At 68.9% G+C, this 16,322-nt stretch carries 14 protein-coding genes; 5 read left to right on the forward strand and 9 right to left on the reverse strand.

Annotated elements, in window-relative coordinates; translation table 11 throughout:
* The 9 genes from EZE58_RS10875 to EZE58_RS10915 form a co-directional block, all read right to left on the reverse strand.
* The gene (locus tag EZE58_RS10875; RefSeq protein WP_009380458.1) at positions 1-1,464 is read right to left on the reverse strand and encodes an Orn/DAP/Arg decarboxylase 2; all 1,464 of its coding nucleotides are present in this window, start codon (positions 1,462-1,464) and stop codon (positions 1-3) included.
* A gap of 83 nt (positions 1,465-1,547) precedes the next feature.
* Positions 1,548-1,916 (reverse strand): hypothetical protein, encoded by a 369-nt coding sequence (locus tag EZE58_RS10880; protein ID WP_009380457.1) that lies wholly within the window; start codon positions 1,914-1,916, stop codon positions 1,548-1,550.
* Positions 1,917-1,920: 4 nt separating this feature from the next.
* The gene (locus tag EZE58_RS10885) at positions 1,921-2,184 is read right to left on the reverse strand and encodes a hypothetical protein (protein ID WP_009380456.1); all 264 of its coding nucleotides are present in this window, start codon (positions 2,182-2,184) and stop codon (positions 1,921-1,923) included.
* 223 nt (positions 2,185-2,407) lie between these two features.
* On the reverse strand, positions 2,408-3,127 hold the full coding sequence (locus EZE58_RS17705) for a response regulator transcription factor (RefSeq protein WP_009380455.1): 720 nt from the start codon (positions 3,125-3,127) through the stop codon (positions 2,408-2,410).
* On the reverse strand, positions 3,124-4,578 hold the full coding sequence (locus EZE58_RS10895) for a hypothetical protein (RefSeq protein ID WP_009380452.1): 1,455 nt from the start codon (positions 4,576-4,578) through the stop codon (positions 3,124-3,126). Before EZE58_RS10895 ends, EZE58_RS17705 begins: the two co-directional genes overlap by 4 nt.
* 378 nt (positions 4,579-4,956) lie before the next feature.
* Complete coding sequence (gene gabT / locus EZE58_RS10900) at positions 4,957-6,321, reverse strand: 4-aminobutyrate--2-oxoglutarate transaminase (protein WP_040342350.1); 1,365 nt, start codon at positions 6,319-6,321, stop codon at positions 4,957-4,959.
* A gap of 231 nt (positions 6,322-6,552) precedes the next feature.
* Positions 6,553-7,800, reverse strand: coding sequence for a folate-binding protein YgfZ (locus EZE58_RS10905; protein WP_009380446.1), 1,248 nt, complete (start codon positions 7,798-7,800; stop codon positions 6,553-6,555).
* A 1-nt stretch (position 7,801) separates the two neighbouring features.
* A complete protein-coding gene (locus tag EZE58_RS10910; RefSeq protein ID WP_009380443.1) occupies positions 7,802-8,401 on the reverse strand; it encodes an FABP family protein in 600 nt (199 codons plus the stop codon).
* A 402-nt stretch (positions 8,402-8,803) separates the two neighbouring features.
* The gene (locus EZE58_RS10915; RefSeq protein ID WP_100227527.1) at positions 8,804-9,607 is read right to left on the reverse strand and encodes an ammonia permease; all 804 of its coding nucleotides are present in this window, start codon (positions 9,605-9,607) and stop codon (positions 8,804-8,806) included.
* Positions 9,608-9,730: 123 nt separating this feature from the next.
* Here EZE58_RS10915 and EZE58_RS10920 point away from each other — a divergent pair, with 123 nt between their 5' ends.
* From EZE58_RS10920 to pstS, 5 genes are all read left to right on the forward strand, one after another.
* On the forward strand, positions 9,731-10,624 hold the full coding sequence (locus EZE58_RS10920; RefSeq protein ID WP_009380440.1) for a winged-helix domain-containing protein: 894 nt from the start codon (positions 9,731-9,733) through the stop codon (positions 10,622-10,624).
* Complete coding sequence (mshD, locus tag EZE58_RS10925; RefSeq protein WP_009380433.1) at positions 10,621-11,619, forward strand: mycothiol synthase; 999 nt, start codon at positions 10,621-10,623, stop codon at positions 11,617-11,619. The genes EZE58_RS10920 and mshD overlap by 4 nt, the downstream gene beginning before the upstream one ends.
* A gap of 3 nt (positions 11,620-11,622) precedes the next feature.
* Positions 11,623-13,767 carry an RNA degradosome polyphosphate kinase gene (locus tag EZE58_RS10930; protein WP_009380432.1) on the forward strand — a complete coding sequence of 715 codons (2,145 nt, stop codon included), beginning with the start codon at positions 11,623-11,625 and terminating at the stop codon, positions 13,765-13,767.
* Positions 13,764-14,738 (forward strand): NUDIX domain-containing protein, encoded by a 975-nt coding sequence (locus EZE58_RS17710; protein ID WP_009380429.1) that lies wholly within the window; start codon positions 13,764-13,766, stop codon positions 14,736-14,738. The genes EZE58_RS10930 and EZE58_RS17710 overlap by 4 nt, the downstream gene beginning before the upstream one ends.
* A gap of 290 nt (positions 14,739-15,028) precedes the next feature.
* Positions 15,029-16,129, forward strand: coding sequence for a phosphate ABC transporter substrate-binding protein PstS (gene pstS / locus EZE58_RS10940; protein ID WP_040342373.1), 1,101 nt, complete (start codon positions 15,029-15,031; stop codon positions 16,127-16,129).
* The last annotated feature ends 193 nt before the right edge of the window (positions 16,130-16,322 follow it).

Here is a 16,322-nt window from a genome sequence, read left to right on the forward strand (position 1 = left end):
TCAGAGCGGCTCGATCTTCGGTTCTCCCGCCTCGGCGAGGATCTCCGCAATCGTCTGTCCGCGCCGGATGAGGAAGAAGTCGACCCTCTCGCCGAGGTTGTCCGACCCGAGGCCGCTCGCATCGGTCTCGGATGACGTCCGATACCCGTAGACGGGCACCCGCGGAAGGAGGTTGTAGGAGAACGGATTCGAGAAGTAGTACGCCCCGGTGTCGGGGACGACGATGAGGTCGCCGGCGTCGAGCCGCGGCAGGAGGCGATCCTCGGCGAGGAGGTCGCCGGCGAAGCACGCCGGTCCGGCGACGTCGGTGTGGACGAGTTCGGGCCCTTCGGCGTGACCGACGGACGTGGGCTTCGGCATGCCGTCGGGCGCGAACGGGAGGATGCGCACGGGCCAGTCGGCGGGGGCATACGCGGTGCGGGTGGCCACCTGGACGCCCGCGTGCGTGATGGCGATGCGCCGACCACCGGTCGTCTTCGCGTACTCGACGCGGGTGAGGATGCTGCCGGCCTTCGCCAGCAGCGAGCGGCCGAACTCGGTGACGATGTCGAAGTCGAAGAGCTCGGGCACTCTCGCCTCGATCGCCGCACGGTAGTCCGCGAAGGTCGGGGTCACCTCGTCGCCGAAGAAATTCACCGGCAGACCGCCGCCGATGTCGATGCGCGTGACCTGTCGGGGGTCGGTGTCTCCGTGACGATCGCCCTCCCCGACGCTCTCGCCGGCATCCGCCGTGCAGGCATCCGCCGTGCCCGCGTTGATCTCGCGGGCGAGGTCGACGACCGCGGCGATCCCCTCAGCGGCCTGGTCGAGACCGATGCCCTGCGATCCCGAGTGGACATGGATCTGCGTCAGCCATGGACGGGCACGGTAGGCGTCGACGATCGCCTGACGTGCGCCGGGATCGGCGAGACCGATGCCGAACTTCGACGTCGATGTCGCCGTGCTCATTGCGCCGATCTCACCGATCCCCGACTGCGGATTGATGCGGATGCCGATGACCGACTCGGTGCCCGCGTCGACGAGACGGTCGAGGCGCTCGAGCTCCTCCCAGCTGTCGACGTTGATGGACACGCCCAAGCTGAGTGCGCGTCGCAGCTCGCTCTCCGTCTTCGCCGGCGAATCGAAGACGATCCGGTTCGGCGCGAACCCGGCGGTGAGCGCCGATTCGAGTTCTCCGGGGCTCGCCACCTCGCAGCCGGCACCGCTCTCGGCGTAGTACCGGAGCAGGGGGAGCAGGGGCACCGCCTTGCACGCCACCGCGTGGAGAACCTCCGTGTCGGTGTCGAACGCGGCCCTGAGCTCAGCGAACGCCTCGGCGACGTGGTCGAGGTCGATGAGTCCGAGCACCGGCTCACTGTCGGTGAGTGCGGGTACGGCGGCGGACTCGTGTGCGGCTGCGATGGCGGCGACTGCTCGTTCCCGACTCGCGGTGAGCTTCGTGCCTCTGCCTCGTCTCTCGTGCATTCCGTCCTTCGCGCTCGTACTGTCGTCATTCGAGGAACCCGGTCCCGACAGGGTGCCGCTCCCCTCTCATCATGGCAGTTCCCTCACACATTGCGCAGTTGGACGGGCACGGACTTCCACCACCAGCCCGATCCGCGATGCCAGGTGCCGGTCTTCTGCAGGAAGCCCTCGACCTCGGTCCGCACGGCGTGACTCGGGTACTGGATCTCGAGGACGGCGCCCTGACAGCGTTCGACGACGAGGACCTCGGCGTCAGCGATCGCAGGGAACTCGGATCGGACCTGCTCGACCGTCCGGACAGACGGCACGTCGGCGCAGCGGACCTTCGAGGGGACATTGTCGTAGACGACGTCCTGGAACTCGAACGACGACAGCACCCGACCGCACGCGAACGTGCCGATGACGACCGTGGCAGCCGCACCGGCGACGACGATGCCGATCCGCCTCAGCACGGTCCTACGCGAGATGGTCGCCCGCCTTCATCGATCGTTCCGCAGGCATGCCACTGTCAGTGCCGGGCGAAGCAGCAGGACCTGTGACCGGCGGTTCGTCGGCGACCGGCACAGCCGTCGTCTCCCTCAGCCGGACGGTGAGCAGACGATTGACCTTGATGAGGACGATGAGTCCGACCACGAGGATCCCCAGCCCGAGCACCGTGACAGCGACATAGATCAGGGAGATGAGCAGACCCACGATTCCCATCGACACATCCAGGTTCATTCTCGCGACTCCTCGCCTCGGGCGGCCGTGCCGCCGCTCGCTTCCGGGCACGCTCGGATCGCGGCCCGAGCATTCACTCTGCCGTGCACATGGGGTCCGTGTCATCGCACGAAAGGATGAGATCGCCGAGGTTGTGCGACCGTTTCCGCTCGCCCCGTCAGTGTCCGCTCGCCCCAACAGTGTCCGCTCGCCCCGTCTCAGTCCAGGAAGCAGGGCCTCCGGCTCATTCCGGGGAGTGGAACTTGAACTGCACAGCGCGGATGACGACCTGCGCAAGGTTCTTCGCCCCGAGTTTGATCCGCAGGTTCCGGGCATGACTCTTGACCGTGTGGACGGTGACGAACTGTCGCGCCGCGATCTCCGAGTAGTCGAGTCCTTCGCAGATCTGGCGCAGGAGGGTGAGCTCCGCCTCGGTGAGTGCCGGAGCGTTGGCCGGGACATCGGGAACGCTGTCGCCGCTGACGAGGATGTCCTCGGCGAGCGTTCGGAGCAGCTCGGGCGAGTCCCCCTCGAGGGCCGCCTCGGCGACGCGGATGAGCTCCGCATCGGAGGCGGACTTGCTCACGGCCGCGAGCGCACCGGCCTCGAGCGCTCGGGCGAGGCCGGGCCCGGGCGCCACCGTGGTGAGGAGGACGATCGTCGCCGAGGGGTCGAGCCCGATGATCTCCTGCGTCGCATCCACCCCGCTCATCCCCGGAGGCATGTTGACGTCCATGAGCACGAGGTCGGGCCGGTGCGCAGCGTAGGCCGCGACCGCCACCTCACCGGAATGCTGCGGGTCGAGGACGTCGAACGACCCGGAGTCCCGGAGCGCAGCCGCAACCGCCCGCGTCGTCCATTTGTCGTCATCGACGATGAGCACCGAGGCGGCCGGTCGTTCCGTGGACGCCGCAGTCTGTGCGGCTCCAGTCTCTGCGGCTCCGTTCCCGGCGGAGGCGTTCACGCCCTGCGGCCTTCGAGGCGACGGTGGGAGTGCCCGGCGTGCACCGTGGTTCCGGAGCCTGCCGGCCCGGCGGAACCGACCGGCCCCGCGTCACCGACCGTCACGGCATCGGCGGCAGTGCCTGCATGGCCGACAGTCCCGGGAAGCGCCGCACCGGCCACAGAGGCGCTGTCGCCCTGCGCGGTCGGACTCAGCTCGCCGGGGGTCGCCTGCGACGCCGCGGCGAAGTCGTCCCTGACCGGCACCGCCTCGGTCGCGATCTCGGAGTCGATCTCCGTCGCGACGAGTTCGAGCGGGTGGGTGACGGTGACGACGACCCGGCCCTGCGGGTCCGCGCTCACGGTGCAGGATCCACCGACCGCCTCGGCGCGGGTGCTCAGGGACCGCGGCACCTCGGTGAGCGGGGCGTCGGCGGAGTTGACGCTCGTGTAGCGGACCACGACCCGTGTCGGCGTCGCCTGTTCGGCGGCGACGGCGATCGTCGAGGCTGTTCCCGGGGTCGCGTAGCGGATGACATTGGTGGCGAGTTCGAGGATGAAGCCGGTGAAGTGCGTGCCGACCGCGGGAGAGGCATGTTCGGGCAGGGCACCGACGGTCGTCGACAGCCGCACTCCCCCGGCGGCCGTGCCGTCCTCGATCGCGGAGACGAGCAGTCGAGCCTCGGCGCGGAGTCCGACGTGCGCGCTCTCGGGAGCGTCCGCGCGCAGGCGTGCGACGAGCTGCCGCAGGCGCTTCGTCGCCTCGGCGTTGACCAGAGCGAGTTCGGTGATCATCCGATCCGCGCCCGGCGCGTGGGGCGCCCGGCCGAGAGTCCTGATGATCGCTGCCTCGGTGCACAGGGAGTGGGAGATAGTGTCATGGGTGTCGCTCGTGAAGCGCATCCGCATCGTCTCGAGCGCTCGCGCGTTCTCGCGGGCCGCCTGCTCGCGGCGAGTGATCTCACGTTGGATCCGACGCTCGACGAACCCTGCGGCGACGCCGACGAGGCAGGTCGTCAGCCATCCGTAGCCGAGGTCGATGAGGCCGGGCACACCACCGTCGAGACCGTTCTGCGCCGTCGCCGCGACCTGGTACGCGAGGAGCGCGAGCGTCCCTGCACCGGCCGCCCACCAGAGCATATAGCTGAAGAGCACGGCCGTGGCGAGGATGAGCGCCTCGGTGGACATGTTCTCGAAGTCGGGGTACTGCCAGAGGAAGACCCCGCTGAGGGCCGCCGAGGCGACGACGACGCTCAAGGGAAGGAACGGCGCGACGACGATGAGCACGTAGGCGGCCGCGGTGAGAGCGACGTAGAGCGGTTCGTCGAGCTCGAAGGCGCCCGGCACGAAGGCCGTCAGCCCCATGACGAGAGCGAATGCGCGCAGCGGCAGGTCGACGAAGCGCGGACCGCGGAGGAACCGCCACACGGCGGAGCCTCGGCCCTCGGGTCTGTCCACGGTGGTCGCACGCATGACTACCATTGTCCTCCATCCGCGCCGATTTCGCGCAGGGTTCAGCGATTCCGGGCCCCTGGTCCCGCCGACGGCCGTCCGGATCCGACGTCCCTCACCTCCCGGAATGCGGTGAGGAGGACTCCCGTCGCCTTCGCGGGCAGCGTCCGTCCGATCGCCGCGTCGGACCCGCCCGATCGCCACCTCCGCGGGCAGCGTCCGCCCGCTCGCCGCGTCGGACCCGCCCGACCGCCGCCTCCGCGGCCTCCGCGGGCAACTCCCGTCGAGGCAGATGACCCCACATGCGAACGCGAACGACCCTGCCCGCCCCGACCCGGAATCCGGGTGCGGTGGCGAACAGGGTCGTCGGTGGTGCGGGGTGCGGCGGTGCCGGAGACCTCAGCCGAGGATCTCGGCGAGTCCCGCCTCGATGACGTCGAAGGCGTCGCCCAGCAGCTCATCGGAGATCGTCAGCGGCGGGAGGAAACGGAGCACATTGCCGAAGGTGCCCGTCGTGAGGACGAGGACGCCGTTCTTCGCGCAGTACGCCGCGAGCTCCTTGACGAGTTCGGGGTTGGGCTCGATCGAGTCGCGCTTGACGAACTCGGCGGCCACCATGGCACCGCGGCCGCGGATGTCGCCGATCTCCGGGTAGGTGCTCTGGAGCTTGACGAGACGATCGGTGATGAGCTCGCCGATCTCGGTCGCCCGCTCGAGCAGTCCGTCGTTCTCGTACGCTTCGATCGCGCCGAGCGCCGCCGCACACGCGGTTGGGTTGCCGCCGTAGGTGCCGCCGAGGCGACCCGGGCCGACCGAATCCATGATCTCCGCGCGACCGGTGACAGCCGAGAGCGGCAGACCGCCGGCGATGCCCTTCGCGGTGGTGATGAGATCGGGGACGATCTCCTCCCACTCCGAGGCGAACATCTTGCCGGTGCGGGCGAATCCGGCCTGGACCTCGTCAGCGACGAAGACGATGCCGTTCTCGCGGGCGAAGTCGACGAGCGTGGGCAGGAAGCCCTCGGCGGGGACGATGAAGCCGCCCTCACCCTGGATCGGCTCGATGACGATCGCGGCGACGTTCTCGGCCCCGATCTGCTTCTCGATCATCGTGATGACGCGCTTGGCAGCGTCCTCACCGCTGACCTTCGTGCCCGCCGCGTCGTTGTCGCGGAACGGGTAGGACATCGGGGCGCGGTAGACCTCGCCGGCGAAGGGGCCGAAGCCCGCCTTGTACGGGTGGGCCTTCGCCGTCATCGCCATCGTCAGGTTCGTCCGGCCGTGGTACGCGTGGTCGAAGACGACGACGGCGTCCCGGCCGGTGTGGGCACGGGCGATCTTCACGGCGTTCTCGACCGCCTCGGCGCCCGAGTTGAGCAGGACGGTCCGCTTCTCGTGGTCACCGGGGGTGAGCCGGTTGAGCGCCTCGGCGACCTCGACGTAGCTCTCGTACGGATTGACCATGAAGCACGTGTGGGTGAAGGCCTCGAGCTGCTCGGTCGCGGCCTTGACGACGCGGGGGTTCGAGTTGCCTGCGGTGGTCACGGCGATGCCGGAGCCGAGGTCGACGAGCTGGTTGCCATCGACATCCTTGACGATGCCCCCGCCTGCGGCCACGATGTAGGCCGGCAGGCTCGATCCGACACCGGTCGCGACGGCACTTGAGCGTCGCGCCTCGATCTCACGGGACTTCGGTCCCGGGATCTCGGTGACGATCTTGCGTTCCTGCGGCAGAGCTTCGCCGCCAATCTCCAAAGCTGTCATAACGGGAAGAATAGAGCGTGACGACGGTTCTTGTCATTCTCAGTCCGTCAGGTGGGCAGAACGCGCATTCAGGGCCGCCCAGAAGTACTGATTCCGTCGTCACCGCGACGTCATTCTCAGCGTCATCCGGGAGTCCCGCCAGGTCCCCTGAGCACGCAGGATTCCCTTCGCCGAGGTGGCCGACCGTCCGATCGGGACGTTCCCCGCCGCAGACGCCCGGTCCGGCGGGTCTCAGCGGTGCTGATTCCGCATGTCGACGTCCCGGTTCCGTCCGGGCAGGGTCCGGTCGTGTCCGCGCTCGGGGGCGACGATGATCTCCTGCGCTCCCGCCACGGTGCCGCTCTCGCCGAGGTCGACGCTCAGCGGGGCATCGGCGGCGACGGTGCGCTTGATGACCGCGAGCCCGATCGGGCCGAGTTCATAGTGCTGAGCGACCGAGGTGAGGACGCCGACGGGACGGTCGGATCCGCGGACTGCGGCGAGCACCTCGGCGCCGGGATCGGGATGGATGTGCCCGGATCCGTCGAGGTGGACGAAGACGAGGCGCCGAGGCGGCTGTCCGAGGTTGTGGACGCGGGCGACGGCCTCCTGACCGCGATAGCAGCCCTTCGCGAGGTGGACCGAAGTGCGCAGGAGATCGAGCTCGCCGACGAGGGACTTGTGGTCGATCTCATTGCGCCCCGGCCTCCACGCGGCGACCCGCAGGGCCTCCCAGGAGTCGAAGCCGGCCATCCGGAAGTCGTTCGCCGAGGCGGTCGCCAGGTCCTCGCGGGCGACGATGCCGATGACGAACGGGGTCTCGAGACCGGGGTGGTCGGTGCCGGCGACACCCTGACCGAGGTCGACCTCGGCGTACGAGGCCGAACCCGAGCCGATGTGCGGCCACGGGTCCGACCAGACCTGGGTGACGGGCAGGGATTCGGGCAGGGCGCGGATCGCACCGATGGTCTGGAAGTCCTCGCTGACGTCGGCGATCTCGACGCGCATCATGAAGACCATGCGGCGGAGGAACTCGAGCGTCTCGTCGGTGCGGAGGTCGCTGAGCGCCCAGAGCGCGTCACCGTCGTCGATGAGGCGCAGCCAGCCCTCGATGCGTCCGTTGGGGTCAAGGACGAGAGTCTCCGTCGAGACGCCGGGGGCCAGGGTGTCGATCTTCTGCGTCGTGATCGAGTTCAGCCACGTCAACCGGTCCGCCCCGGTGAGGCGCAGCACGCGGACGTGGGGCAGGTCGACGATCGCCCCGCGTTCGGCGAGCGCGCGCTGTTCGCGCAGCGGTTCGCCGTAGTGCATCGGGGTCTGCGCGAGGTCACCCGTGCCGAAGACCGCGGACGAACTCAGCGGTCGGGACAGGGACGACGGTCGCGGCGGGGCCGCCTCGGCGGGCGAGGATCCAGGGGTCCCCGGCGCACCCGCGGGAGAGCCCGGGGACGTCTCGGCGCCGGTCGGGGCATCGGGGTCCGGTGCGGTGGTCCCGGTCATCTCAGCTGAGCTTCTTCAGCCTCGCCGAGGAGTGGGTGGCGAGTTCGTGGCCGAGGGCGGCCATGTCCCACGCCCACATCAGCTCGCCGCCGACGAGACCGTACATGCGGGTCGACGCCGTGTACTCCTTCGCGGTCTTCGTCCTGGCCACGACGTCGGTGCTCAGGTCGATGCGCGGGCCCTTGACGTAGCCGGCGTAGAGCTCCATGACACCGTGAGGGTGGACGATCTCGGCTTCGATCTCGAAGGCGTCGTCGTTCGTCCGCAGGGTCTCGACCGCCGCCGCCGAGGTGAAGCTCGGCTCCTCGGTGGGCACGAGCATCCCTGGTCCGACGTCCCCGGCGTCGCGCGGACGCACGAGCTGCCAGATCCCGGTCTCCAGGGTCAGGGTCGAGTCGAGTTCGCCGTCCTCGGTGAGCAGCCACGCGTGCGCGTTGTACTGGAGGTACGGGGTGCCCGGGTGCGCGACGAATTCGATGCGCTGGCCGAACTGCTTCTCAGGGGTGTCGGCGTATCCGACGACGCCGACGCCTTCCCACGAGCCGATGAGCCACGAGAGGGGAACGAGTTCCGGGTTGACTGAGGCGTCGATCTCGATCATGGGTATCAGCGATTGACCACGATGAGGGACTTGACGACCTTGTAGGCGACACCTGCTGCGCCGAGCGCGGCGATGCCGACGAGACCGGAGAAGACAATTTCGAGCAGAACGAGGTTTTCTTCCATGCCGCTCAGTCTACAGTCCGAGCCCTGACGTGCGACAACCGTCCGGGAGCCGGGCGGCGGCTCAGCGGCGGCCTCCCACATGTTCGTGCCGCGCCGCCCGGCGGCAACCCTCCGGACGCTGAGCAACCCTGCGGCGAAGGGCGTGCTTGCCGGCAACCTTCCGGGCGCTGGGCAACCGTGCGCCAGGTTGCCGAGCGCCCGGGAGGTGGCTGAGAGACGAGTGGTTTGCCCAGAGGGTTGCCGAGCGCCCGGAGGGTTGCTGAGAACGGAGGGTTGCTCAGAGGGCGATGCGCTCGAGGGCGTAGACGACGACGCCGCCCAGGGCGATGGGGGCCGCGCCGAGGGCGAGCTGGACCGCGAAGCTGCGGGCCTTCTCGACGTTGCGCTTGAGTTCGATGTTCTGCGAGAGCTCGAGGTTCGCCGCCTGGTACTGGGCGTAGGCGATGAGGCCGAGCATCCGGTCGACCCCGGCGACGAGCAGACCCATGACGGCGCCGAGGATGAGCGCGATCGGCCACGTGAAGCTGCTGTCGAGGATGATCACGGACATGATGCCCGCGACCGCCGTCGACATCGCCACCGCGAGCGGGGAGGTGTAGATCGCCGGCCACGGCAGCGCCGTCATGCACTGGGCTGCGATGATCGCGACGAGGCCGACGACGATCGCCTCCTTGTCCCCGGGCACGGTGGCCGCCGCGACCCAGGTGCTCGCGGAGAGCACGATGACGACGCCGGCGACCTGCGCGGAGACGTTGGCGACCGCATCCGAGGCGCCCATGCCGCGGGTGAGGTTCTGCACGAAGGTCCACAGCAGCCCGAGGCCGGCGAGGACCGGAAGCCAATCGAGGTAGGGCGCGGTGTCGTCCTGCCACGCGGCGAAGAGTCCCGCGAGGCCGAAGAGCGCGAGCATGATCGAGGTCGCCCGCGGCTGCGGGGAGTCGGTGAGGCGCGGCCAGCCGTAGGAGACGCCCAGGACGATGAGTCCGGTCGCGATCACGAAGAGCGTGTAGCCCCAGTACACCGACCCGCTCAGGGCGACGGCGAGGGCAAGCGCGACTGCTACTCGAATCCATCTGATCACTCATCTATCGTGCCCTATCGCCCCCACCGGCGACGATTCGTGAAACGCCGCCGGGACGCATCTCGCGGCCTCGATATACTTTGGCTCAGGCCGCACACACGTCGATGAGGGGGCACGCAGAGCATGAGGATCCTGCACGTCTGCCCCGCCCCCGCGCTCTCCGCCCCGCTCGCCCCGCAGGCTCTGGAATACCTCGGCCACCAGGTCGAACGCATCAGCGCCGAGGAGATCCCCGGCTCCTCGACCACCGCCGACGTCGCCGTCGTCGACGCCTGCCTCGACCTCTCCCTGGCTCCGCGGATCGGCGCCGTCCTCGACTCCGCCGGCCTCAGCCTGCCCATCGTCGTCGTCCTCACCGAGGGCGGCCTGGCAACCGCCTCGGCGAAGTGGGAGGTCACCGACATCATCCTCACCACGGCCGGCCCCGCCGAGGTGGAGGCCCGGCTCCGCCTCGCCCGTGACCACTTCCGCTCTGCGGGCTCTCCCGCCGCCGGTCAGGGTCCCTCCCGCCTCGGCGAGCGTGCCGGGGCCGGCGGCACGGGACCGGTGGGCGGGTGGAACGAGAACGGCGAGCCGATGGTCGTCGTCACCGGTGCCCTGCGCATCGACGAGACCTCATTCACCGCCGATCTCGGGGGCCGGTCGCTCGACCTCACCTACCGCGAGTTCTCGCTGCTGAAGTTCTTCGCGATGCATCCCGAGCGCGTCTTCACCCGCGATGAGATCCTCCTCGGCGTGTGGGGCGACGACTACTACGGCGGCACCCGCACCGTCGACGTCCACGTCAGGCGGCTGCGGGCGAAGCTCGGCAAGGACCTCGAGAACGCGATCCACACCGTCCGCAACGTCGGCTACCGGTTCAGCCCCGACGCCGGAGCCGGTGACGACGACGAGGAGGGCGACCCCGGCGACACCACAGGGTCCGTCGACCCCGCCGAGCCACGCGACCCCGGCTCGGGCAGGACTCCCGCCGCTGCCTCCACCAGCCACCCCGCCGATGAGGAGATGAGTGCATGAGAATCGCCGCATCCGGTGCCGTCACGGGCACCCCGATCGACACCGTCACCGAGGCCGAGCTTCACTTCCTCGAGCGCGTGGCCGAATCCGACGGGGCACCGGAGATCTCCGGCGGGCTCCTCGCGATCGCCCGCGGTGAGGACCGCAGCCACGACGCGCAGACGGCCTCGAGCGTGTGGCGCGTCTACGCAGACGGCACGACCCCGGCCGGCGACGCGAGCCCAGCCGACGACCCTGCACCCGCCGACGACCCAGCCGAGCTCATCGGCTTCGGGATCCGGGCGCGCCAGGGCGAGCGCCACGCCGCCGAGTTCCTCATCGCCCCCGACCACCGCGGCCAGGGTCTCGGCGAGACGCTGCTGAGCACGATCCTCACCGAACAGCCCGAGGCATGGTGCTGGGCCCACGGCGACTCCCCCGCTGCCCGGCATCTCGCGGACAAACATGGTCTCAGCCGCGACCGTGTGCTCTTCCAGATGCGCACCGACGACGGCCTCACACTCTCCGACCTTCCCGAGGTCAGCGTCCCCGAGGGCGTGAGGCTGCGCTCGTTCGCCCCCGGCGACGAGGCCGGCTGGCTGCGGGTGAACAACGCGGCCTTCGACTGGCACCCGGAACAGGGTGGGCAGACGCTTGCCGACATCGCGGCCATCGTCGGTGCCGCGGACTTCGACCCCGATTCGGTCATCCTCGCCGTCCGCGACGGCGAGATCATCGGCTTCCACGAGACGAAGCTCACGGACGGACCCGAGGGCCGCCTCGGCGAGGTCTATGTCGTCGGAGTCGACCCGGCGATCCACGCGAGGGGGGTGGGCCGGGCGCTCACACTCGAGGGGATGCGGCGGATGGTCGCGGCCGGGGCGCAGGCGATCGAACTCTACGTCGAGTCCGACAATGCACCGGCGCTAGGCTTGTACGAGCGACTGGGGTTCCATGTCGCGGTCGCGCATGTCTCCTATGCGCCGGCTTCCTCGACTCAGAGCACTCAGGAGTAATCGATGTACGACGTCATCGCAGCCGGGCGCGAGCTCGACCTGCCCGATCCCGCCGACCGATTCCTCGACCGCGAACTCAGCTGGCTCGCCTTCAACGAACGCGTCCTCGACCTCGCCTCCGACCCGGAGGTCCCGCTGCTCGAGCGGGTGCGCTTCCTCTCGATCTTCGCCTCCAACCTCGACGAGTTCTTCATGGTCCGCGTCGCCGGCCTCAAACGCCGCATCAACACCGGCCTCGCCGTGCCGACGGTGACCGGACGGATGCCGCTGCAGGTCATGCACGCGATCAGCATCCGGGCGCATGAGCTCATGACCCGGCACGCGGAGCTGCTCAAGAACGTCATCGGACCCCAGCTCGACGCGGAGTCGATCTCGAAGGTCTCGATGGACGAGCTCACCGACACCGAACGGGCCCGCGTCGACGAGTTCTTCGCCGGCCACGTCTTCCCCGTTCTCACCCCGCTCGCCGTGGACCCGGCCCACCCGTTCCCCTACATCTCCGGGCTCTCCCTCAACCTCGGCGTCCTCCTGCGCTACCCCGACTCCGGCAAGGAGCTCTTCGCCCGGGTCAAGGTGCCCCCGCGCCTGCCCCGGTTCTTCAATGTCGCCGAGGCGACCGACCGTCCCGCCGGACGCGACGTCCCCGCCCGGTTCGTCGCTCTCGAGGACATCATCGCCGCGCACCTCGACGCCCTCTTCGACGGCATGGAGGTCATCCACCACTCGACGTTCCGGGTCACCCGCAACGAGGATCTCGAGGTCGAGGAGGACGACGCGGAGAACCTCCTCAAGGCTCTGGAGAAGGAGCTGCTGCGGCGGCGCTTCGGCCCGGCCGTGCGCGTCGAGATCACCGAGGACATCCACCCCCGGGTCCGGGAGATGCTCAAGGACGAACTCGGCATCGACGAATCCGAGATCTATCAGCTGCCGACCCCGCTCGACCTCTCCGGCATGTCCGACATCGCCGACGTCCCCCGCGACGACCTCCACTTCCCGAAGATGGTCCCGCAGATGAACAAGGACCTCTCGCTTAGGGAGTCGAGCGACCAGGTCGACGTGTTCGCCGCGGTCTCGAGCCGCGACATCCTCCTCCACCACCCCTACGATTCGTTCTCCACGAGCGTCCAGGCCTTCCTCGAGCAGGCCGCGGCGGACAAGAACGTGCTCGCGATCAAGCAGACGCTCTACCGCACCTCCGGCGACTCCCCGATCATCGACGCCCTCGTCGACGCCGCGCAGTCGGGCATCCAGGTCCTCGCGGTCGTCGAGATCAAGGCCCGCTTCGACGAGGAGGCCAACATCACGTGGGCCCGCAAGCTCGAACGCGCCGGCGTCCACGTCGTCTACGGCATCGTCGGGCTCAAGACCCATGCGAAGCTCTCCCTCGTCGTCCGGCAGGAGGCCGAGGGGCTCGCCCGCTACTGCCATGTCGGCACCGGCAACTACCACCCGAAGACCGCGCGCCTCTACGAGGACTTCGGCCTGCTGACGAAGGACAAGGCCGTCGCCGACGACCTGACGAAGCTGTTCAACCAGCTCTCCGGCTACGCCCCGCGCGCCGAGTACTCCCGCCTCCTGGTCGCCCCCACCCGGGTGCGGGCAGGGCTCATCGAACTCATCGACGCGGAGATCGCGATCGCCGAGGCGGGCGGTGAGGGCTGCGTGCGGATCAAGGTCAACTCGATCGTCGACGAGGGCATCATCGACGCCCTCTACCGCGCCTCCCGGGCCGGGGTGAAGGTCGAGGTCTTCGTCCGCGGCATCTGCGCCCTGCGTCCGGGCATCCCCGGGCTGAGCGAGAACATCACCGTCCGCTCCGTGCTCGGCCGGTTCCTCGAGCACTCCCGGGCCTTCGTCTTCGGCAACGACGGCGACCCGATCGTCTACATCGGCTCGGCGGACATGATGCACCGCAACCTCGACCGGCGGGTGGAGACGCTCGTCGAACTCGTCGCCGCGAACCATCGGGCGGAGATCATCGAACTCTTCGATCTCGCCTTCGCCCCGACCACCTCGGCGTTCGAACTCTCCGGGGACGGGACGTGGACGCGGATGACGCACGGACCCGACGGGGAGGAGCTCACCGACTACCAGTCCGAGCTCATCCGCAGGCATCGGAAGCGACGGCAGATCGGGGAGGACGCGTGAGTCCCTCGACGGTCGCATCCGCGCAGGCGTCCTCGCGGGTCACCGCCGACATCCTCGCCGCCGGCGCCGTGTGCTGGCGCAACGGCGCCGAGGGCATCGAAGTCGCCCTCATCCACCGCCCGCGCTACAACGACTGGTCGTGGCCCAAGGGCAAGGTCGAACCCGGGGAGACGCTGCCGGAGGCGGCGATCCGGGAGGTCAGGGAGGAGACGGGCTTCGACGTCCGCCTCGGCGTGCCCCTGCCCACCGCGGAGTACATGGTCGGGGGCAAGAACCTCAAGAAGGTCTTCTACTGGTCCGCCGAGGTCAAGGGGGAGGCGACGTTCGCCCCGCACAATCCGCGTGAGGTCGATGAGGCCGTGTGGCTGCCCATCGCCGAGGCGCGCACGAAGCTCACCGCGTACGCCGACCGGGAGCAGCTCGACGCACTCGAGAAGTTCGATGAGACGGATGCGCTGCGCGCGTGGCCGCTCATCCTCGTCCGCCACGGCAAGGCGTTCCCGCGTGCGAAGTGGTACGAGACGGAACATGTCCGGCCTCTGCTCGCGCTCGGCACCCGGCAGGCGATGGCGCTGACCGGGCTGCTCTCGGCCTGGGAGGTCAGGAAGCTCGTCTCGAGTCCGTGGAAGCGCTGCGTGGCCACCCTCGCGCCGTTCTCCGCGGCCACGGGCAAATCGATCAAGAAGGTCTCGACGCTGAGTGAGAAGGCCACCGCGGCCAACCCGGACAAGACCGCCCGCTACATCGAGAAGCTGCTCGAGAAGGGCAAGCCGACCGCGTTCTGCACGCACCGTCCGGTGCTGCCGACGATCCTGCGGGTCTTCGCCGAGCACGCTCCGAAGCGGGTTGCCCAGGTCCTGCCGACCGAGGACCCCTACCTCAAGCCCGGGGAGATCCTCGTTGCCTATGTCCGCCCGGGCACAGTCGCGCGCATCGTCGAGATCGAGCGGTTCCGGCCGATCGACGCCTAGGCGCGACCGCCTCGGCGGGGAGATCCGGGGACGGAGGCCGCGAGGGCGGGGGCAGCGTTTCCGCTTCGGCGGGAGCACACCTCACGCGAGGGCGCACGCCTGATCGCGTCGAGTGTTTCACGATTCGACCGTTCCCTGTGATCGAGCACTCAGGACTCCCCCAATCCTTCAGCGTCCATTCACCTTCCGTTCACTGAGCAAATCCCCAGCCTTTACACACCCTCTTTAGCGTTGAAGGCGAACGATCGAGATCGCTCGAAAACGTGTGCTCAATCCAGAAAGGCATCTTCGTGAAGCTGAAGCATCTTGCCCCCACCGTCGCATTCCTCGCAGTCGGCGCGCTCACCCTGTCGGCCTGCGGTGGAACCTCCGCCACGGGAGAGTCCGCCAGCGGCGGCGAAAGCAACCTCCAGGGCACCATCACCGGCATCGGCGCCTCCTCGCAGAAGGCCGCCATGGATGCATGGACCGCGGACTTCACCTCGGCGAACTCCGGCGTGACCGTCAACTACTCGCCTGACGGATCGGGTGCCGGACGCGAGCAGTTCCTCGCCGGCAACGCACAGTTCGCCGGTTCGGACGCCCACCTCGACGACACCGAGGCAGAGAAGGCCAAGGAGGTCTGCGGACCCGACGGAGCCTTCGAGTTCCCGGTCTACATCTCCCCGATCGCCGTGGCGTTCAACGTCGAGGGCGTCGACTCGCTCAACCTCTCCCCCGACACGATCGCGAAGATCTTCAAGGGCGAGATCACGAACTGGAACGATGCGGCGATCAAGGCCGACAACCCCGACGCCACGCTTCCCGATCTCAAGATCACCGCCGTCCACCGCGCCGACGACTCGGGCACGACGGAGAACTTCACCGAGTACCTCAAGGCCACCGCCGACAAGGTCTGGGACCAGGAGCCGGACGGCAACTTCCCGAAGAGCTACGGCGGCGAGGCCGCGCAGGGCACCGACGGCGTCGTCCAGACCGTGACCGACACCAACGGTGCGATCGGCTACGCCGACGCCTCGGCCGTCGGTTCGCTCAAGTCCGCCAAGGTCAAGGTCGGCAACGAGTTCGTCGAGCTCTCCCCCGAGGCTGCGACCAAGGTCCTCGACGCCTCGAAGAAGGTCGAAGGCCGCGGCGAAGGCGACCTCGCCTTCGACCTCGCCCGCGACACCACCGAGTCCGGTGCCTACCCGATCGTCCTCGTCTCGTACCACATCGTGTGCTCGTCGTACGCCGACCAGAACACCGTCGACATGGTCAAGGCCTGGGAGAAGTACGTCGTGTCGGAAGAGGGACAGGCCTCGGCTGCCGAATCGGCCGGTTCCGCCCCGCTGTCGAACGACCTGCGCTCGCAGATCAACACCGTCCTCGACTCCATCAAGGTCTCAGGCTGAAACTGACGCTTTGACCTGGAACTCCGTACAGTCGAAGAGCGGCGTAGCTCGCGCTACGCCGCTCTTCGGTGCCCAGGATCGCCCTCTGATCCACACTCGTCACCTGAGGAGCAGCTGTGCCGACCAGCACACAAACCACTGAGACCGGCCCCGCCGGCACGCCTCAGCCGCGCGCTGAGGACCGTCCGAGCCC

The sequence above is a fragment of the Brevibacterium sp. LS14 genome (assembly GCF_012027885.1).
Lineage (GTDB): Bacteria > Actinomycetota > Actinomycetes > Actinomycetales > Brevibacteriaceae > Brevibacterium > Brevibacterium casei.

What these genes read in the sequence shown, in the direction of transcription:
- EZE58_RS10875 (WP_009380458.1), bottom strand. Translation starts at nt 1,464, where the DNA reads ATGCACGAGAGACGAGGCAGAGGCACGAAGCTCACCGCGAGTCGGGAA.
- EZE58_RS10895 (WP_009380452.1), bottom strand. Translation starts at nt 4,578, where the DNA reads ATGCGTGCGACCACCGTGGACAGACCCGAGGGCCGAGGCTCCGCCGTG.
- EZE58_RS10930 (WP_009380432.1), top strand. Translation starts at nt 11,623, where the DNA reads ATGTACGACGTCATCGCAGCCGGGCGCGAGCTCGACCTGCCCGATCCC.
- EZE58_RS10885 (WP_009380456.1), bottom strand. Translation starts at nt 2,184, where the DNA reads ATGAACCTGGATGTGTCGATGGGAATCGTGGGTCTGCTCATCTCCCTG.
- EZE58_RS10905 (WP_009380446.1), bottom strand. Translation starts at nt 7,800, where the DNA reads ATGACCGGGACCACCGCACCGGACCCCGATGCCCCGACCGGCGCCGAG.
- mshD (WP_009380433.1), top strand. Translation starts at nt 10,621, where the DNA reads ATGAGAATCGCCGCATCCGGTGCCGTCACGGGCACCCCGATCGACACC.
- EZE58_RS10920 (WP_009380440.1), top strand. Translation starts at nt 9,731, where the DNA reads ATGAGGATCCTGCACGTCTGCCCCGCCCCCGCGCTCTCCGCCCCGCTC.
- EZE58_RS10910 (WP_009380443.1), bottom strand. Translation starts at nt 8,401, where the DNA reads ATGATCGAGATCGACGCCTCAGTCAACCCGGAACTCGTTCCCCTCTCG.
- gabT (WP_040342350.1), bottom strand. Translation starts at nt 6,321, where the DNA reads ATGACAGCTTTGGAGATTGGCGGCGAAGCTCTGCCGCAGGAACGCAAG.